Genomic DNA, 18,234 nt, shown 5'->3' with positions numbered 1-18,234 from the left:
TCATAAGACCTCTAAAGACAACTCACGGTGGCGTTTATACCGTCTCTCAGATCAACATTTGGATGCCAGTCTAGTTCATTTCTTACTAACGATATATCAAGAACACTTTTTCTAACGTCGAATATTCTACCTGGAAGCGGGTTTCTTTTCGCTTTCACGCTCATCGCGTTCTCGACAAGGGAAATAATCTCATTAACACTCTTCCCTTCTCCACTGCCAATATTGAAAATCTTGTGGCTGCCTTTGTAGGCTATCGCCGACTCCATCGCCCGGACGGCATCTCCGATGTAAACGTAGTCTCTCTGCGTTTCACCGTCGCCATAGACATCGACTGCACGGCCATTTTTTATCGCATCTATCACAGCCGCTATCAGCCCAACCCCTTTGGCCACTGGTTGCAACGGCCCATAGGGATTAGACAACCGAAGGATCAGATAATCCAGCTGTCTTGTATATGAAAATACCCGAAGATAATTCTCAATTAGAAGTTTATGAGCACCATAGGCGTTCATTGGTATTGTAGGATCACTCTCGCGTGAAGCTACCATACCATTATCACCATATACTGTGCCACCAGAGCTTACAAATATAACTTTCTTTACGCTTGCTTCCGCGCACAAGTCTAATAGAGAAATTGTGGGATTAATGGTTCGAACAATATCCCCCGCTATATCGAAATTCACCTTCGGGGGATTAGTGCCGTGAACTAAATGAAAAACATAATCCTGATCAACGAGCGCTCGCTTAATTTGCTCAGCGTCAGAAAAATCTCCGCGCAGGAATTCGATATCGGGATGCAACGCCGTTGATGCAGTCCTTCCGAATGAGAATACCTTGTAACCAGCACTCAACAACTGATTACAGAGATGCGTACCCACGAAGCCAGTACCACCCAGCACCAATACTCTTTGCTCAGACAAGGTCATCTCCTCGCGCTGTGATCGGACTAATTGAAAGACCCCAATCTGTCAAACGTGACGAATCCTTGAGATCGATTTGACGCAGGCCCCAAAAAAAGGGGCTGTAGTACAACACTGGACATGCCACCTGAAAACAACATTCACTTCTGATAGGAAGACATTATGATTCTACAAATCATTCGATGCGTGAGTGTGTAGCCACTCTCGAACTAGACCTTCAATCTTCTGCTGCGCAGCCGCGATCATTGGGGTGTAGCGTTCGTTTTCAAATCCCCATAAAGTGGACGTAGCGTCCTCCTTGTGTCCAGCTATAAATGGCAAAGCCACAACGACCCGGAGACCTTCCTGACGCTCAAGGTAACGGTCAATCGTGTTGGTGACAGCATCAGTATTCAGCGGATTCCATTTTGAGATTATTTCTAAAGCACTTTTATTATATATGTTGAATACAGTGCTAGTCATTTTGTCGATAGTAACGTAGGTACGATCGCCAAATTGATCAACGGAGATGATTTTCGCGTCCGGATGAACATCGGCCATCAGGCCAGAAAAGATATCCCAATTTGATCCGCGCTTATTAAGGTATTCATTTATCTCGCACAGGATTTTATTGAAATTTCCAGGCAGCTCCACGTCATCTTCGATGACGGTCAGCCTGCCCACCTCGTTCGCGACCGCATAGCGCGATAAGGCATTAAAGCTACATCCACAACCAATCCAACCTGCACTATGGCGAATCCCGTCAAACAACTCGCAACCATCCGGCAGCGATTGGGCTATCGCCCTGCGCCGTTCTATAGTTTCGGGCAACGAAAGAGCGAAGAAGTCACTTTTCTGCGCAACATATATCGGATGTTCTAGAATGACGTTAGCCGGAACAACTCCAATAGCCACCAAAAAGCGGTCCATCATAAAATTGAAGCGTGCCGCACTGACTGAAACAGCGACTTCGAGAGTTTTGCTCTTCGTTGCCAAATTGTGAAGCATCTCCGACGCCGAGGTCATCATGCTCTCGACAGACCCCTCATCGAAGAATTTCACTGCACCTTCGAGTTCAGGATATTCATCCTGATCCATTGTGCCTTCGGAGAGAACAGGGACACCCAAAGAAATGCACTCGCATATCCGGGGCATTTCCAACAACGCTCCGTCATAATAGTGAATATTTATAACAATCTTTGATTGTTTTATTACATCGTATAGTTCTCTACCAAATAAATCGTTGCATATTTTTACACTATACTTCTCTTTCAATCTATCAAGAAAACTACTTCTTCGTTCGCTGCTTGAACTGTCACCATAAAACACAAAATCATATTTTTTTGGCTTTGTGTTATATTCAAAATCCTCGGCCAGCGAAGCACCGATTGGCAAATAATGTACTTTTGGGTATTTCAGACCGTTCTTGGCTAAAAAATCGACGTTCGTTAGAGAATATTCGAGCACCCACAGAGAATCTGCGAGAATTTTCTTATATTGCGCCGTGAACCATCTTGAACTTACCGATTGCTCAAGCTGGAAGATGACCCGTTTGTTTGCTGGCGGGAGACGCCCGAACATCTGCGCGCAAAGAACAATATAAAAATCATGGTCGAAACTCTTCATCGAGCCCGTAACGATTTCGCTTTCGATTCCGTGACTTGCTAAGCGTTCCGATATAGCCCGCGCTATAAAAAGGGTGTGTGGCGTGCAGAGAATGCCCCAAACGATGCCACTTTCGTGCGCGAGGCGTTTACGCAGCTTCACATAATTAAATTCGCGCCCGTACCATTTCAGGCGACGAAACAACCCTGAAACATCCCCCTTGGCCAAATAGCGTAGCGCATTGGTCAACTGCCTGAAGCGGCTGGCTAATTTTGGCATGGCTGTTCAATACCTTACAATAATAACGACGAACTCGCATGAGTAAGAAGCCAATTATATCATTGGTTTCTGAAACGCGCTTTCCATGCGACTTTCATGCGAGCCGCTTCGACTTGCGTCATTCACCAAAATATGCAGCCAGTACATCATTAGGCGGCCCGTCCATTTTCACCCGCCCATGTTCCAGCCAGATTACTCTGTTGCAGTTCTTGGTCATCAGATCTTTTGAATGACTGGCAAGAACGAGAATCTTCGTAGAGTCCACGAGCTCACGCATACGTATATTGGCGCGCTCTTTAAAATCCTCATCACCAGTCGAAAGCCATTCATCCATGATCAGGATTTCAGGACGAACAGCCGTTGATGTCGCAAAAGCCAATCTTAACTGCATACCCGACGAATATGTACGGAATGGAACATCCAAGAATTCTCCGAGACCAGAAAAATCGGCAATCTGGTCAAATTTCTCGGCAATTTCTTCGGGCGGCATTCCCATCATCGCCGAGCGCAGACGGATATTTTCTCGTCCTGTCGCATCTGGATCTATTCCTAGATTGATATTGATCAACGATACACAGTGGCCATTAATGACCGAACTTCCATGTGTCGGGGTATAGATGCCCGACAAGACACGAAGCAACGTGGTCTTACCCGATCCGTTATGGCCGATCAACCCAACCCGATCTCCGTCCCTGAACGTCATAGAGACATCATCAAGCCCCCGCACAATCACCAGACGGTCACTGCGTCGTTCGATTTTTCCGCCTGTAGCGATGCTGAGAACTCTGTTTTTGAGTGAGCGGCTAGTCGAATTATAGATCGGAAATTCGACACTAACATTCTGAAGTTGAATTAAACTCATTTTCTACAACCAATACGCTACGCGCCAGCGATATCGCCCAAAGAACAGAATCGCAACGATCCAACCAATTATTGCGCACGCAAACCCGAACGTCCAATCAAGCAGAGATGGCGGAGAACCGAAGAGCGGAGCACGAACAAGTTCGATAAAGTGATAGAAGGGGTTCAAATCGATAAACGCTCGGGAAACGTGGTCTGGTAATATCTTCACCATCCACATGATCGGCGTCGCGTAAAACAACACTTGCAGAATGTTCGTAACTACTTGGGTCATGTCGCGAAATCTCGCGCATAGAATCGCGAGAATGAGCATCATCCAAGATAAATTGATGCACAAGACTATAAAGCCTGGAATTGCCCAAAGCACATTCACACTGATCATTCGACCGAGAATAAGAAGAAGAACAGGTAAAATGACAATATTATGAGCGAATATTATTATATTTCTCCAAACCGCACGCATAACATGTGTAAACAACGGCATGCGAACTTGTAGGATTATTCCGTCGGAAGACGTAAATGTCGTACATCCCTCATTCAAGCAAGTCGAGATAAAGCCCCACGTGATGACGCCAGCGCACAGATACGGCAGAAACTCACGCATCTCGCTTTGGAAGAGCGTTCCGAAAATCAAACCTAGCGCGCCGATAAACACAGCCATGTTCAACGTTAGCCAAAAGGCGCCTACCCTGGAGCGCCGATAACGTTGTGCAACATCTTGCCAGCCGAAAATTAAGGCCAAGCGATATTTGGACAGAGCTTCCGAAATGTCGCCAATGGCGACTTTAGCTCCTTTGGTTGGCTCTGCCACCACAACGTCGTGCGACACGACGGCCCTAGTCATCTCAATACTCATGGGTTCTTCCGGGCCAATCCGATATTTGTCACGAATGCCACCTTCTTGAATAAATCTAAACAACTCTCTTATGCGTAATTGAAGAAATATAGCTGCTAAGTCAACTCCGTCGTCACCCGCGAATACGGCGCATTTAGGACCCGCTCGTTATGGCAGGATATCACCGAGTATGATCTGTCATATTGGCTAGCATACACCGTTCTCTCGCAGTCGGGAGAATATTGGACCAAAACCCATACGTTTGGTGAAGGGCCAAAGCTGCCATTAAGCTGAACGCAGACGACAATCAGCTTATATGATTTTTAATACAGGATGACGAGAACCAAAAGGTGTCCCGGCATCTATCAGAAGGATCTGGGAAAACGCGAGCAGCAGCTAAAAGCGTTTGATTTTTCCATCAAGTAGTGGCTGGGGCGCCTGGATTCGAACCAGGGAATGCCGGTACCAAAAACCGGTGCCTTACCGCTTGGCTACGCCCCAACAAATCAAACCGAAGCAATCGGTTGCGCGGCCTTATAGCCGCTTCATTTCGCAAGCGCAATCGCCTAATCGCGAAATCCTCGCTCATGCGCAAACTACCAGTTCGAACGTCACAATCACTCTAGCTTACTTCTTTCACCGGCAATACAAGCGGGGATTTGCGCGGACGCGTAAAGCTGATAATTCCTGTAACAGCTTCATTTGCCGTCGGTATCCCTATGCTTTTTTTAGCAATCTCTTCTGTATTCAGTGCAGTCCTCTGCGTTCTGGGTCTTGTGATCCTTTCTCGTCTTCTGCCCGCGACATTTCTGGCTGCGCGGATGAATTCGCGTTCGAACCACACAGTTGCGGCAAGACAGATTGGTGGATTGGCTCTGATACCGGCGACGCTTGCTACTTTGCTGATTTTCGGGGCCGATCTCGAAATTGCCAACAAGCTGTTGCTCTGCCTCATTGGGGCATCGACCTTACTGTGGGCTGTTGGCGGACTGGACGACCGCTATGAGTTGTCCGAGATCATTCGGCTTGGATCGCAGCTCCTAGCCGCCTGTGTCGTTCTCTACGGTATGGGACCCGATTTTCGCCTTCTGGCAGATGTACTGCCCCATTGGCTGGAAGCGGCATTGATCTTGTTTTCACTTCTGATCGCCATCAATGTCACGAACTTTATGGACGGCCTTGATCTGATGACCGTCGCCGGATTGGGAGTGCCGCTGGCGGGTATCGCTCTGCTGGCAGCGCTTGGCCTTGCGGGTATGGAAAGCGGCGGACTGAGCGCGGCGACTGCGGGCGGGTTACTCGGCTTTGCATGTTTCAACCGCCCCCCCGCCCGCGTTTTCCTCGGCGATTCAGGGAGCCTGCCGCTTGGTCTCATCACTGGCACGGCTTTGCTTCTTCTGGCGCGCGAAACCAACATCGTCGTGGCGTTGATTTTGCCGCTTTATTATATTCTCGATGCGGGCTCGACCATTATCATGCGTCTCAGCCAGGGTGAGAATATTTTGAAAGCGCATTCGAAACATGCTTATCAGGTCGCCAAACGTGCAGGCTGGAGCGTTTTGAAGGTTATCGGCCATGTGGCCCTGCTCAACCTTATCCTGATTGCTTGTGCCGTCGCGCTGCTGGCGCTTGACCATCTGATCACGCGCGTAGCCTTCCTGCTTGTCGCAGTCGTGGCCACGCTTGTGTTGCTTCTGGATTTTCGCGGACGCTTCAGGAAGCTATAACGCTGAAGAGTATCTTGCGAACAGTGGCCACATCGCCGCTCTCCATCGCCGCCTGAAGGCGCTGAAGGCTTTCAGGCACATCAACAGCGGCCTTGTTTCCCTTCGGCGCGCGCATGATCTTCGGATGCCGGGTGGTTTGCGCCTGCGACGGATCGTAGAAGAGCTCTTCATACATCTTCTCGCCTTCGCGAATGCCCGTCACTTCAATGCCGATGTCGCCATTCGGGTTTTCCGCATTGCGCACCGTCAGACCGGCCAACAGGATCATATTTTCCGCAAGATCGCGGATTTTCACTGGCTCGCCCATTTCCAGCAGCACCGTATCGCCGGATTCGGCAATCGCGCCCGACTGCACGATGAGTTCCGCCGCTTCCTTGATCGACATGAAATAGCGCGTCATGTCCTCGTGGGTCAGGGTGATCGGCCCGCCATTGGCGATCTGCTCGCGGAAAAGCGGCACCACCGAGCCATTCGACCCAAGCACATTGCCGAAACGGACCGAATAAAAGGCTTTTTCCTTGCCCGCTTGTGCGGCCAGCAAGCCGTAATAATAGACGACCAGTTCGGCCCAGCGCTTTGTCGCGCCCATGACATTCGTTGGCCGAACCGCCTTGTCCGACGAAATTAGCACCATGCGCTCGACGTCGGTTGCGAGTGCCGCTTCCGCCACGTCCAGCGTACCGAATACATTGTTGCAGATGCCGATGAGAGGATTTTTCTCGACCAGCGGCACATGCTTATAGGCAGCGCAGTGATAGACCGTGTCGATGTTGTTATCGCGCAGCGCCTGCTCGACATAAGCGCGGTCGCGCACGGACCCCAGCACCGGTACGATCTGGCAGGACGCAATTTGTCGCAACTGGCGCTCGATCTGATAAAGCGCGAACTCGCTCGATTCAAACAGCACCAGACATTCGGGGTTCCACTGCACGATAGTCCGGCAAAGCTGGCTGCCGATAGAGCCGCCTGCGCCCGTCACCATGATGCAGCGACCTTCGACCACTTCACGCAGCAGTTCTGCATCCGGTGGCACCGGCGAGCGACCAAGAAGGTCATCTATTTCGATATTGCGCAGCGCCGAAACGAGATATTTGCCTGCGCTCAAATCGGCAATCGGCGGCAGAATCCGCGTATTGACCGGAAGCCGGCCAAGCAGACGGGCAAAGTCCTGCCGCTGTTTCTGATCGAGCCCCGGCTCGGATACCAGCACCTGTTTGACGCCGTAATTTTCAATAAGGGCAGGCATTTCTTCAGCCCCATAGACACGCAGGCCGATAATATCCATGCCCTTGAGCTGCCCTGCCGGATCGACAAAGCCAACGACCATCGTATCGCTATGGCTGCGCAGCGCCGTCGCCAGCTGGCGCGCAGGCTCTCCGACGCCCACGATCAGCGCCGAGCTGGTGTAAGTCCTGCCCGTTTCGGCATTACGCAGCAGCCATTTCGCGCCGAAACGGCTTGCCGTTATCAGCACCGTGCTCAAAAGCCAGTAGAGAAGCGGCACGGAGCGCGGCAGACCGGCATTGCCGTAAAGCTCCATCAGAAAGACCAGCGCGACCCAGAATAGAGCCGCCACTGCGGTCGCCTGAAAGATCGGCCAGATGGCGCGTTCCGCCAGATAGCGGATGATGGCGCGATAAAGTCCGAACCGGATGAAAACCGGCACGGTCAGCATCGGAGCGATGATAATCAGAAAAAGCTGCGCCTTGCTGGGTGTGAAAACAAAGCCCAGACGAATGACAAACGCCAGATACGCGCTGAGCAACAGCAGAACGCAATCGCTCAGCATCAAAATAATCTGCTTGGTCAGTCGTGGCAAAAGCGCCAGCCTTTGCCAGGGATATCTCAAACTCATACGCGCATTATCCTGCTCTCAAGACAGAGCGAAACAAATACCGCTCCTGTCGGCAGCAAAAAACTCTCTTTTTACCCGACGGATGAAGCCCCTAGAATTATTCCGCAACCGTTAGCATGAGTCCGCCGGACGAACCATATGAATTGAGCCTGCATAAGATTAACGAACACGTTTCAGGCCGTTAATATGCCGGTGCGGCATAAAAGCGCCATAAAAGGCGATCTGTCTGGAAAAAATTTCGATTTTCCAGACAAATACCACTCAGGATATCAAAATGCCGGTTCTGATGCTGCGCCATGCGCTGCCATCGCAATAGGCGAGCTGCGCGCCCGCCGACGCATCCGTAACGTAGATCAAGGCGCCCGCACCGCGATTCGCGGCGATAGGCATTGTGAGTTTCGAATAGGATGCAGGCCGGATCGGCCCATCGACATCAAGACGCGTCACCGGTGCATTGCTTCCGATTGCGACATTGCCCGTCGCGCGATCCACACTCATTGCCTGACGCCACGTGCTCAAATCGTCACTCACCTTGATGCTGAAATCGCTGCTGCCGTTCAGGCCCATTCGGCATAGCCGGTCCAGCTGGTCTGGAACAGAAGGCTCGCCGTGTCGGTCGCGGCCTGCTTGTTGACCTTGATCTGATGTCCCGCGCCTGCATTGTTGAACAGGCTAGCCGCCGCCAGTGGGGTTCCAGTCCGTTCCATCGAAAACCAGAAGCTGCGCTTCCGCCTCGACATAGGCTTGCCAGCCGCTTGCCGGTTGAATGAACAGCCAGCCATCATCGATGAACGAAGCGACCATGCCGTTCTTGCCGGACCAGGTGCCGGTGGCGGGCGATGCAAAAATGTAGCGATCCCCGGCAGCAGGCACGACCGGTGCACCGGTCGTCGTGCGCGATTTCACGCCCAGATTCACGACCGTATCCCGCAGCCGCAATGCTTCATTATGCGTGACATGCTTCTGCGCCTGACTGGGCAGAATATAGGGAAGTTTCAGATTAGGCGATTCATCCATGTTCGGCTCCTCGTGTTTGGTGGTACGAGGAGCTTAACCCGGGCGAACAACGCGGGGATAAGTGCGGATCAACTGCCGCGATAGGTGGAATATGACCACGGGCTGACGAGCAGCGGCACGTGATAATCTCCGTCCACATCCGCAACGGCGAAGCGGATCGGAATGAGATCGAGAAAAGGCGGATTGGCCTGATCGGCCCCGCGCCCTGCAAAATACTCGGCCACATGGAATTGCAGTTCGTAAATGCCAACCTGCATGTCGTCGCCGGTCAGCAGCGGTACATCAGTACGCCCGTCCAGATTGGTGACAACGCGCTTGATCAGTTCCGGTGCGCCCTTGCTGATGCGATAGAGTTCGATACGCATCGCCGCAGCCGGGCTGCCATGCGCTGTGTCGAGAACGTGCGTGGAAAGTCTGCCCATGTTTCCCTCGAATAATATTCAGGCTGGTTTGGCCGACTGGATGCGGAAAACGACATCCGGGAAGAAATATTCTTCCAGATTGTCCTCCTTGCCAGCACGGTCGACAATGAGAAAATCCGATTTCTGCTCAAGCGCCAGAAGCGGATGATGCCAGACATTCTTGAGATAATTGACGCCCTGATCGCCATTGGCAAGGAAAACACGCGGACGCGCAGGCTTGCCGTCGGCATCTTCAGCGACAACGACCAGAAACGGACGCCGCTCCAGCGGTATGAAGGCCTGCGAGCCAAAAGGATGACGCTCCATCATGACGATATCGATGGGCGCTTCAAAAGACTGGCCGCGGAAAATATTGATGAGCACACGCGCTTGCGTGCCTTCTGCCTCGACGCGCGCCAGATCGTGAAAACGCTCGGTCGAACCATTGTTGATGAGACGCCGCTCTGCCCCTTCAACCTCGATGACATCGCCGAACGGCGCGAATGCTTGCTTGGTCAGCGGCTCCACCGCGAGCGTCTCAACCTTCACCTTTGCCTCCCGAAAAACAGTACTGGAGGATGACAAAGCGTTGTCCCGCGCCGCTTGTCAATCGCGAAGCAGTTTCAATCAGATATGATAAAGGCCGGACATGATCCGGCCTCTCGCAACCACGGTGAAATAAGCCCTGCATATTTGCGCGGGAGCGCGTTTTACTTTTTCTTTGAAAAGCCGTAGAGCGCTGAAATGCCCAAGAGCGCCACCGCCTGCACCGCCATGATCATATAGATGAAATCAACCTTCACCCCAGCGGCAATCGCAACGAGCGCCGCGCCGATCAGGCCAAGGGAAAGGAAGGAGAATATTCGGGCGAGCTGTCTTGTTTGACGAGATTCGGCGGCGAGCGATGCGGTAGCGACGCGTGACTTTGCTCTGTGCGGCATATCCAACTCCTGACCGTGATGAATACGATTTCCGAATTCCGAACGCATAACCGTCTCAGGTCCATTCTTGACGTTGCAGTGTCTGAATCAAAAAGCGATAGGCCGTGGCGAAAATGGTGATTTCGAGAACCGGAGCGCAGCGTACATTTGGGTACGTGAGCCTAGGTAAGCGCAGAAATTGCCATTTGCAGACCGGCATGGCGACTTTTGGATCAGACACTCAGGCAGTTACCGTTTGAAATCCCACTATATAAGGCCTATGCCGTTTCGACAATAACACCATAAATAAATTGGAAATGACTTCCATGGCGCTCGTTTTCGACAGCAGTTTCTCTCCTGAATATGGGAAGCCGGTTGAGCTAAGTAAAGGGATTGTCCGCGTGACGGTGAACAATCCGAGCGCCTTCACCTTTCATGGCACCAACAGCTATATCGTTGGCCGGGACACGCTGGCGATCATCGATCCGGGTCCCGTCGATGAGGCCCATTATCAGGCTCTGCTTGCCGCCATTGCAGGACGCCCCGTCAGCCATATTTTCGTCAGCCACACGCACCGTGATCACTCGCCGCTAGCCGAGCGCCTCAAAAACGAGCTGGGTGCAAAAACGGTTGCCGAAGGCCCGCACCGGCCCGCCCGCCCCTATCATGCGGGCGAAGTGAACGTGCTCGAAGCCAGCGCCGACACGGATTTTACGCCCGATATCGTGCTTGCCGATGGCGAAACCGTGGAGGGCGATGGCTGGGCGCTTCAAGGCCTCCACACACCGGGTCATGCAGCGAACCACATGGCATTCGGGCTGAAAGGCACGGATATCCTGTTTTCGGCCGATCATGTGATGGCCTGGGCTACCTCCATCGTCGCCCCGCCGGATGGCTCGATGAGCGACTATATGGCCTCGCTCGAAAAACTCCTGGCACGTGACGATCATGTCTATCTGCCCGGCCATGGCGGTGCGGTGACCAAGCCCGCCGCCTTTGTGCGCGGATTGCGGGCCCATCGCAAAATGCGTGAGCGCGCGGTTTTTCAGCGGATCTTGCAAGGCGACCGCACCATCGGCGACATGGTGAAGGCGATCTATCGCGACACCGATCCGCGCTTGCATGGCGCAGCAGCTCTGTCGGTGCTGGCGCATCTGGAAGATCTGGTCGGGCGCGGGGAAATCGTGACCGAAGGCGACCCATCGCTCGACAACATCTACCAGCCTGCATAAACAACGCTATTCGACGTCCGCAGGTGCCTTGTTCACTTCGCCTTCCAGGCTTCCAAGAAATTCGGTGATGAAGGCCGCATTCTGCCCCAGATCGCGTTTTCCATAGCGCGAGAGCGAACGGATATCGACATAGGTGGTTTCACCTTCATCCAGCAGCCGGATGACGATATCGCTCTTGAGACCGAGAATGAAACTATGTGCCGTCGCGACAAAGCGGGTGGCGCTTTCCTCCGGCGACGGCACATCGTTGACGATCACCTGCCAGCCGAAACTCTTCAACACGGTCTGCACACCCTGCGCCACGCGGTCGGGCGCTGCCTCATAGCGGCGGCCCAGTACATCGGGATAGGCGGTGAGCTGTGTCAGCGCATCGCCGCTGACCGCCGGTGTCAGCGGGTTCATCCATTGCAGGCGGGCGGGCATGTCGGTGGGAAATTGCGGCGGCGTCTCGAAATCGGTCGAAATATCGTAGAGCGCTGGCGAGCTGATCCAGAGAATGCCCAGCAAACCGAGCGGCGCCAGCACGATGCAGGCAAACACGCAGGCCGTGAAGGATCGCGCCCCGCCCTTGTCGCCATTGACCCAGAGATTGCGAAAACCCTTGGCTGCGCAGATCAGCGCCAGCAGGGCCAGAGCGCCGCTCAACCCGGCGGCAAGGACGAAATCAGGCGTTTCAAGCTTCCAGAAGCGGTGCAACACGAAAGCCAGCGCCAGCAATACGGCAGCGAAGACCCCGAACCGCAAGGCCCAGACCGCAGAACGCGACTGTCGCCGCTGATAGCGAAGTTTTCTCATCCAGGTTCCCAGAAGCACATCCCGAAAAATACAACGCACTTTTCGGCAGAATCCCAAAACGGCCACAACATTCAGCCACGCTTATGAATAGCAGAGAGATTTGAACCCGGCAAAACATCCAGCTGTACAGTTTTGCATAATCATCTTTACTGCCTGGAAAGCACACGTATTGCGCGATCATGGCACACTAAAAACGCATGAAGTGCAGGCTATTTTTGGCTCACTATTGCCGCCGAACAGAAAAAAGCGAGGTAAATCAATCAAAAGAGCATTGCAGCAACTACTAATGAAGGGCATGATCGATTATTAGGGGGCTTTTTTCGGATTCGTCGGAGAGGACGGAATGAACCACGCGCCTGAAAACAGTGCCAACGGGATTGGCACCACCACCCGGTCGGGCAGCGCCGAAGAAAGCGCCCAGACGGGTCTTGAAACAAGTACGATGACGCTCGAAGCCGTCGAGCTGGAATTTGCGCTCGGGGCCATTGACGTGCTGATAGAGGGGTTTGATGCAGCGCTTGCCAAGGCCGCAGAACGTGTGGGTGGCGAAGTTCTGTTCAACATGCCGGCGCTCGACACCAGCGAAGCCCAGCGCATCGGCGCGATCGCCATTGCCGGGCAGCCGCAGGATCAGGTGATTTTCGTCACGCTGCGCAATGACGGCACAACCCTGTCGGTCGAACCGCCGAAGGGCGAGAATGCGCTTTTCGAAAGCCTTGGTCGCAACTATGCCGCCGTCATGAAAAGCCTGTCGCCGAAGGAGCAGACCAACGGCGCTTGATCATTTCGGCGGGGTGGATTTTTTGACGCCTGGAACACCCGCCTGAAGATTGTGCGCAGGCACCGGGTTCAGCGTCATCGACGTTTCAACATCGCGCAGCAGCACGAATTTCATTCCCTTGGCCTTCAGCGCCATTATTCCTTTGGCAACGCCCTCGCCCGCCGACCGTGTCGGCTGATTGATATGCGAAATGATGACATCGCCATCGCGGGCCGCCGATATGCGCCGCGCCACAGTCGGCGCCAGCAACGATGCGCCCTGATCCCCATTCAGCGAATAACCGCCGATCTTGTAGCCAAGGCTTGTGGCGAGCGCCACGGCGTCGGTCGAATAGCGGGCTGTCGCATCGCGATAATATTGCGGCTTTGGCGCACCAGCCCCGACAATCGACGTCGATCCGCCCTCGATTTCCGAGCGCACGGCATCCAGCGATCCGGCGGTCTTGATGCCATACATGGTCGGCACATTGGTAATGGCCGGAACATGCATGGCGCCGTGATCCTCAATCGCGAACAGGTCGGGATTGGCTTTCATCACCGCAAAGGCTTCTGCGTTTTGTTTCAACCAGCGCCCGGTCACAAAGATCGTCGCGGGAATGCGCTCCTTGACCAGCGTATCAAGAATGCGATGGTCCGTCTTGCCCATGCAGGCATCGAGCGTCAGCGCCACTTGCGGCGTATCGGCGCCGCCGCGTGCGATGCGCAGCTGCGGCTCCACGATCCGAACCTTTTCCGGTTGGGCCGCATCCTGCGGTGAAACCTCGACAGCGCCTGCCGCGCTGCAAGCGAAAACAAGCGCGGCCCCCGCCGCAGAAATGAAACGACGCATGGCCCGTTCTTCTGAAAGTGTAAATTTCGAAGGATTTTAATACGTCGGGCAATATTGTCCAGTGTGCCGACCCAACTGAATGGGGCCGACATACTAACACTTTGTTGTTATAGGGATTTTCCTTGCCAGAGCGAAAGCGCTCCTTCCTTTTCGGGAGCGCGTTCTTTTGGCTTTACGCCTTGCGCACGGCTGCCTGTGCGGCGGCGAGCCGGGCAATCGGCACGCGGAACGGCGAGCAGGACACATAATCAAGGCCGGTCTTTTCGCAGAAGGCAATCGACGACGGATCGCCACCATGCTCACCGCAAATGCCGAGCTTGATCTTGTCGCGCGTCTTGCGTCCCCGTTCGGCGGCGATCTGCACCAGTTCGCCCACGCCATCCACATCGAGCGACACGAACGGGTCCTGCTCCACCACACCGCGCTGCTGATAGGTGGTGAGGAAGCCCGCCGCGTCATCGCGCGAAATGCCGAAAGTGGTTTGGGTCAGGTCGTTGGTGCCGAACGAGAAGAACTCTGCCGTTTCGGCGATTTCCGCTGCGCGCAAAGCTGCACGCGGCAGTTCGATCATCGTGCCGACCATATAGTCGATCTTGACGCCCGCTTCCTTCATGACGTCCTGAGCCACCGCATCGATGCGCCCCTTGACGAAATCCAGTTCCGCCTTGAGGCCGACCAGCGGCACCATAACTTCCGGCACGACCGGTTCGCCGGTTTTCTTGCCTGCATCGACGGCAGCCTCGAAAATGGCGCGCGCCTGCATTTCCGCAATTTCCGGATAGGAAATCGCCAGGCGACAACCGCGATGGCCCAGCATCGGGTTGAACTCGTGCAAGCTTTCGGCGCGCTCGCGCAGCTTCACCGCGTCAACGCCCATGGAGCTGGCCACTTCGGCGACTTCCTCGTCCGTATGCGGCAGGAATTCGTGTAGCGGCGGATCGAGCAGACGGATCGTGACCGGCAGGCCCTTCATGATTTCGAACAGTTCGGCAAAGTCGGAACGCTGCATCGGCAGAAGCTTGGTCAGCGCTGCGCGACGGCCTTCTTCATTGTCGGAGAGGATCATCTCGCGCATCGCAACAATGCGGCTTCCCTCGAAAAACATGTGTTCGGTGCGGCAAAGACCGATGCCTTCCGCGCCGAAAGACCGGGCCGTGCGGGCATCCGCAGGCGTTTCGGCATTGGCGCGTACTTTCATGCGGCGTTGGCGGTCGGCCCATTCCATCAATTGGCCAAAGTCGCCGGAAAGCTCCGGCTGAAGCATGGCGACAGCGCCTTTCAGCACCTGCCCGCTCGAACCGTCGACGGTGACAACATCGCCCTTCTTGAAGGTCTGGCCGGCAGCCAGCATGGTGCCGTTGCGATAATCGACGCGCAGCGATCCCGCACCCGAAACGCAAGGCTTGCCCATACCGCGCGCCACGACCGCCGCATGGCTGGTCATGCCGCCGCGTGTCGTCAGAATGCCTTCTGCTGCGTGCATGCCATGAATGTCTTCCGGGCTGGTTTCGATACGAACCAGAATGACCTTGCGGCCTTCCGACTTCGCCTGTTCGGCATCTTCCGACGAGAAGACGATTTCACCCGTCGCAGCGCCCGGCGAGGCGGGCAGGCCCTGACCGACGATCTGGCGCTCGGCGCGCGGATCGATGGTCGGGTGCAACAGCTGATCCAGCGCCGCGGGATCGATACGCAGCACGGCCTCTTCCTCGGTGATCAGCCCTTCGCCAGCCATTTCGACGGCCATTTTCAGCGCGGCCTTGGCGGTGCGCTTGCCCGAACGGGTCTGGAGCATCCAGAGCTTTCCGCGCTCGATGGTGAATTCCAGATCCTGCATGTCGCGATAATGCTGTTCCAGCCGGTCGGCGACCTTGAGGAATTCGGCAAACGCTTCCGGCATCGCCTTTTCCAGCGACGGTTTGTCGGAACCGGCTGCGATGCGCGCTTCTTCGGTGATGTTCTGCGGCGTGCGAATGCCCGCCACCACATCTTCGCCCTGCGCATTGACGAGGAATTCGCCGTAAAGCTTCTTCTCGCCGGTCGAAGGATTGCGTGTGAAGGCTACGCCCGTGGCGGAAGTCTCGCCCATATTGCCGAACACCATGGCCTGCACATTGACCGCCGTGCCCCAGGCCGCCGGGATATTGTGCAAACGGCGATAGGTGATGGCGCGGGCATTCATCCAGCTGGAGAAAACAGCACCTATGGCGCCCCAAAGCTGCTCATGCGGGTCCTGCGGAAAAGGCTGGCCCAGCTCTTCCTCGACCTTGGCCTTGTAGAGCGAAATGACATCTTTCCAGTCGTCCGCCGTCAGCGCCGTGTCGACATCGACGGCGAGATCGGCCTTCTTGTCTTCGAGAATTTCTTCGAAGAACCCGTGATCGACGCCCAGCACCACATCCGAATACATCTGAATGAAACGGCGGTAGCTGTCATAGGCGAAGCGCTCGTCACCGGCTTCGCGGGCGATGGCCTGCACGGTTTCGTCATTGAGGCCGAGATTGAGCACCGTATCCATCATGCCGGGCATGGAGGCACGCGCCCCGGAGCGAACCGACACCAGCAGCGGCTTATCAGCATCGCCGAAATTGCGATCTGTCACCTGGGCGATATGGGCAAGCGCTGCGCGCACCTGCTCGTCCAGTTCGGACGGGTAATTGCGGTCATGGTCGTAATAATAGGTGCAGACTTCCGTGGTGATCGTAAAGCCGGGCGGTACGGGCAGACCGAGGCTGCTCATTTCAGCCAGATTCGCTCCCTTGCCGCCGAGAAGATTACGGTCGCTTGCCGCACCTTCTGCCTTGCCGTCGCCGAACGTGTACACCCACTTCGCCATCATGGCCTCCCTTGATGCAGGAACGGTTCACAAAAGGCTTGCAACAATTGCAAGTACTCCCAGAACCTGCTGTCCGTTGCTTATGCGATCCGCAAGGCTGCTGCCAACCAAAAAAGACGGGCCGCGACAATAGAATCGATTAGAGAAGGATCGTTGGGTGAGCGAATTGGTTTTATTGGCCAGACGGTTCGGAAGTAATAACATTTTGAAGCGACCACCCATAATCATCGTTCGAGCGGATGTTGGCGCGAAAACTGCGTATCCTTGTGGCGATCGTACTGGCCAGAAAAAATGGCTCGAGCTTTCTGGGCGATGGTGACAAAACAGGAAAATTACAACATCTCCGAGGCGGCCTCTTGAAACTTACAAGTGCAAAAAAATTTGATGTCGGTAAAAGAAATATGAGAGGTGAATAAACTGACTTGCAGATGTGAGTGATTTGCGCGGGGCAAGCCAGCTAGCAACAGCGATCCGGATCGAAGGCTGAACCGACGCGAACTACCATGTCGGCGACAACAATATCGATCGATGCGCTACTCGTCGTTTCAACCCGTGCAAACATGGCGGGACTGGCCGGTCCCGCTGTTACTGGTGAAACAACACCAAATGCAAGCGCCTTACGACGCCATCCATAAAGCTGCGAGTGGTCCAATCCTTCAGACCGTGTAACCGCCGCGACGTTGGCCCCGGGCTGCAACGACGCAGCCACAATCGGCGCTTTCTCGTCATCCGACCAGTCACGTGGCCGCCGTCGGCTTCGCACAGGTTCCGCCGTCAAAACCTCGGATGTCCGGGCCTGATTCACAGTGTCGCTCAGGATTCTTCGCATGATTCATGCAGAAAATCGCCCATCACACCGACGAAAGATACCTGGGGTAGCCTACCCGCTTACGTTGCAGTTTCGTTTGCTTGAAGCGCTCATGCAAAAGCCGGAAATTGTCTGGAGCAGGTAGGACCTCATCGACGCAGTATGGGGCCAGGGAGCTATCGTCGAGCCACGTACGGTCGACATTCATATCGGCCATATACGGCGTGCATTGGCGCGGCACGGTCCAAATTTGATCAGAACAGCCCAGGGTCGGGGCTACGCTCTCGATCGGTGGGCGGACCCATTACAGTAAGTTTCAATTCATGAGGCGCTGAAAAATCCGCGTCCAGAACTGAAAATTACGTTGATCATTTTCGAACCAGGCATCGAGTGCAAAAAGCGCGGCAGCTGTCGGCGCTGTATCTGCGTAGATTCGCCTCGTGGCATCAACGATCAGACTGACTTCCGTGCCATGACGGATAGCGTCCTGCTGCAAAAGTTCCCGGGCAGCTTTTACATTCGAAATTTGCAACACAACCATTCCTCCTGCGTCCG

At 54.5% G+C, this 18,234-nt stretch carries 16 protein-coding genes, 1 tRNA gene and 2 pseudogenes; 4 read left to right on the top strand and 15 right to left on the bottom strand.

Annotated elements, in window-relative coordinates:
• Positions 1 to 11: 11 nt before the first annotated feature.
• The 5 genes from D8666_RS22735 to D8666_RS22715 all read right to left on the bottom strand — a co-directional run bounded on the left by D8666_RS22735 (position 12) and on the right by D8666_RS22715 (position 4,980).
• Complete coding sequence (locus D8666_RS22735) at positions 12 to 920, bottom strand: NAD-dependent epimerase/dehydratase family protein (RefSeq protein ID WP_167836171.1); 909 nt, start codon at positions 918 to 920, stop codon at positions 12 to 14.
• Between the two features lie 168 nt (positions 921 to 1,088).
• Positions 1,089 to 2,783, bottom strand: coding sequence for a methyltransferase type 11 (locus D8666_RS22730; protein ID WP_121539533.1), 1,695 nt, complete (start codon positions 2,781 to 2,783; stop codon positions 1,089 to 1,091).
• Between the two features lie 118 nt (positions 2,784 to 2,901).
• Positions 2,902 to 3,645 (bottom strand): ABC transporter ATP-binding protein, encoded by a 744-nt coding sequence (locus D8666_RS22725; RefSeq protein WP_121539532.1) that lies wholly within the window; start codon positions 3,643 to 3,645, stop codon positions 2,902 to 2,904.
• Positions 3,646 to 3,648: 3 nt separating this feature from the next.
• Positions 3,649 to 4,500, bottom strand: a complete 852-nt coding sequence (locus D8666_RS22720; protein ID WP_121539531.1) for an ABC transporter permease — start codon at positions 4,498 to 4,500, stop codon at positions 3,649 to 3,651.
• Between the two features lie 405 nt (positions 4,501 to 4,905).
• A tRNA-Gln gene (locus tag D8666_RS22715) sits at positions 4,906 to 4,980 on the bottom strand.
• A 218-nt stretch (positions 4,981 to 5,198) separates the two neighbouring features.
• Here D8666_RS22715 and D8666_RS22710 point away from each other — a divergent pair.
• Positions 5,199 to 6,206 carry an MraY family glycosyltransferase gene (locus D8666_RS22710; protein ID WP_121539530.1) on the top strand — a complete coding sequence of 336 codons (1,008 nt, stop codon included), beginning with the start codon at positions 5,199 to 5,201 and terminating at the stop codon, positions 6,204 to 6,206.
• On the opposite strand, the gene D8666_RS22705 is transcribed toward D8666_RS22710, so the two are convergent.
• From D8666_RS22705 to D8666_RS22685, 5 genes and pseudogenes are all read right to left on the bottom strand, one after another.
• A complete protein-coding gene (locus D8666_RS22705; protein ID WP_121539529.1) occupies positions 6,193 to 8,061 on the bottom strand; it encodes a polysaccharide biosynthesis protein in 1,869 nt (622 codons plus the stop codon). The genes D8666_RS22710 and D8666_RS22705 overlap by 14 nt on opposite strands.
• A 261-nt stretch (positions 8,062 to 8,322) precedes the next feature.
• A pseudogene (locus D8666_RS22700) lies at positions 8,323 to 9,078 on the bottom strand (DUF2793 domain-containing protein).
• A 68-nt stretch (positions 9,079 to 9,146) separates the two neighbouring features.
• Positions 9,147 to 9,500, bottom strand: a complete 354-nt coding sequence (uraH, locus tag D8666_RS22695; protein ID WP_121539528.1) for a hydroxyisourate hydrolase — start codon at positions 9,498 to 9,500, stop codon at positions 9,147 to 9,149.
• Between the two features lie 18 nt (positions 9,501 to 9,518).
• Positions 9,519 to 10,028, bottom strand: a complete 510-nt coding sequence (locus D8666_RS22690) for an ureidoglycolate lyase (RefSeq protein WP_121539527.1) — start codon at positions 10,026 to 10,028, stop codon at positions 9,519 to 9,521.
• Positions 10,029 to 10,189: 161 nt separating this feature from the next.
• Positions 10,190 to 10,468 (bottom strand): hypothetical protein, encoded by a 279-nt coding sequence (locus D8666_RS22685; protein WP_121539526.1) that lies wholly within the window; start codon positions 10,466 to 10,468, stop codon positions 10,190 to 10,192.
• 257 nt (positions 10,469 to 10,725) lie between these two features.
• Here D8666_RS22685 and D8666_RS22675 point away from each other — a divergent pair, with 257 nt between their 5' ends.
• Complete coding sequence (locus D8666_RS22675; RefSeq protein ID WP_121539525.1) at positions 10,726 to 11,631, top strand: MBL fold metallo-hydrolase; 906 nt, start codon at positions 10,726 to 10,728, stop codon at positions 11,629 to 11,631.
• 6 nt (positions 11,632 to 11,637) lie between these two features.
• Here the strand turns inward: D8666_RS22675 and D8666_RS22670 are convergent, their stop codons facing one another.
• Positions 11,638 to 12,426 (bottom strand): DUF1499 domain-containing protein, encoded by a 789-nt coding sequence (locus tag D8666_RS22670; RefSeq protein WP_121539524.1) that lies wholly within the window; start codon positions 12,424 to 12,426, stop codon positions 11,638 to 11,640.
• A gap of 442 nt (positions 12,427 to 12,868) precedes the next feature.
• Here D8666_RS22670 and D8666_RS24510 point away from each other — a divergent pair, with 442 nt between their 5' ends.
• Positions 12,869 to 13,207, top strand: coding sequence for a hypothetical protein (locus D8666_RS24510; protein ID WP_036592710.1), 339 nt, complete (start codon positions 12,869 to 12,871; stop codon positions 13,205 to 13,207).
• On the opposite strand, the gene D8666_RS22660 is transcribed toward D8666_RS24510, so the two are convergent.
• The 3 genes from D8666_RS22660 to D8666_RS22650 all read right to left on the bottom strand — a co-directional run bounded on the left by D8666_RS22660 (position 13,208) and on the right by D8666_RS22650 (position 17,700).
• Positions 13,208 to 14,035 (bottom strand): polysaccharide deacetylase family protein, encoded by an 828-nt coding sequence (locus D8666_RS22660; protein WP_121539523.1) that lies wholly within the window; start codon positions 14,033 to 14,035, stop codon positions 13,208 to 13,210.
• Positions 14,036 to 14,207: 172 nt separating this feature from the next.
• Positions 14,208 to 16,871, bottom strand: coding sequence for a pyruvate, phosphate dikinase (gene ppdK, locus D8666_RS22655; protein WP_121539522.1), 2,664 nt, complete (start codon positions 16,869 to 16,871; stop codon positions 14,208 to 14,210).
• A 457-nt stretch (positions 16,872 to 17,328) separates the two neighbouring features.
• The gene (locus D8666_RS22650) at positions 17,329 to 17,700 is read right to left on the bottom strand and encodes a transposase (RefSeq protein WP_121539521.1); all 372 of its coding nucleotides are present in this window, start codon (positions 17,698 to 17,700) and stop codon (positions 17,329 to 17,331) included.
• A gap of 58 nt (positions 17,701 to 17,758) precedes the next feature.
• Here D8666_RS22650 and D8666_RS22645 point away from each other — a divergent pair.
• Positions 17,759 to 17,992, top strand: a pseudogene (locus tag D8666_RS22645) (winged helix-turn-helix domain-containing protein); the annotation flags it as partial.
• A 3-nt stretch (positions 17,993 to 17,995) separates the two neighbouring features.
• Here the strand turns inward: D8666_RS22645 and D8666_RS22640 are convergent.
• Positions 17,996 to 18,234, bottom strand: a 239-nt coding sequence (locus D8666_RS22640; protein ID WP_235859052.1) for a Y4oE-related protein, incomplete at its 5' end; no start/stop codon positions are given.

Source organism: Ochrobactrum soli (genome assembly GCF_003664555.1).
GTDB lineage: Bacteria > Pseudomonadota > Alphaproteobacteria > Rhizobiales > Rhizobiaceae > Brucella > Brucella teleogrylli.
Note: the sequence above shows the minus strand (reverse complement) of the source record. Positions and strands in the feature narration are given on the sequence as shown.

Excerpts from the sequence above, each read along its gene's own strand:
- D8666_RS22730 (WP_121539533.1), bottom strand. The coding sequence starts at position 2,783 with ATGCCAAAATTAGCCAGCCGCTTCAGGCAGTTGACCAATGCGCTACGC.
- D8666_RS22725 (WP_121539532.1), bottom strand. The coding sequence starts at position 3,645 with ATGAGTTTAATTCAACTTCAGAATGTTAGTGTCGAATTTCCGATCTAT.
- D8666_RS22720 (WP_121539531.1), bottom strand. The coding sequence starts at position 4,500 with ATGAGTATTGAGATGACTAGGGCCGTCGTGTCGCACGACGTTGTGGTG.
- D8666_RS22710 (WP_121539530.1), top strand. The coding sequence starts at position 5,199 with ATGCTTTTTTTAGCAATCTCTTCTGTATTCAGTGCAGTCCTCTGCGTT.
- D8666_RS22705 (WP_121539529.1), bottom strand. The coding sequence starts at position 8,061 with ATGAGTTTGAGATATCCCTGGCAAAGGCTGGCGCTTTTGCCACGACTG.
- uraH (WP_121539528.1), bottom strand. The coding sequence starts at position 9,500 with ATGGGCAGACTTTCCACGCACGTTCTCGACACAGCGCATGGCAGCCCG.
- D8666_RS22685 (WP_121539526.1), bottom strand. The coding sequence starts at position 10,468 with ATGCGTTCGGAATTCGGAAATCGTATTCATCACGGTCAGGAGTTGGAT.
- D8666_RS22675 (WP_121539525.1), top strand. The coding sequence starts at position 10,726 with ATGGCGCTCGTTTTCGACAGCAGTTTCTCTCCTGAATATGGGAAGCCG.
- D8666_RS22670 (WP_121539524.1), bottom strand. The coding sequence starts at position 12,426 with ATGAGAAAACTTCGCTATCAGCGGCGACAGTCGCGTTCTGCGGTCTGG.
- D8666_RS24510 (WP_036592710.1), top strand. The coding sequence starts at position 12,869 with ATGACGCTCGAAGCCGTCGAGCTGGAATTTGCGCTCGGGGCCATTGAC.
- D8666_RS22660 (WP_121539523.1), bottom strand. The coding sequence starts at position 14,035 with ATGCGTCGTTTCATTTCTGCGGCGGGGGCCGCGCTTGTTTTCGCTTGC.
- ppdK (WP_121539522.1), bottom strand. The coding sequence starts at position 16,871 with ATGGCGAAGTGGGTGTACACGTTCGGCGACGGCAAGGCAGAAGGTGCG.
- D8666_RS22650 (WP_121539521.1), bottom strand. The coding sequence starts at position 17,700 with ATGCGAAGAATCCTGAGCGACACTGTGAATCAGGCCCGGACATCCGAG.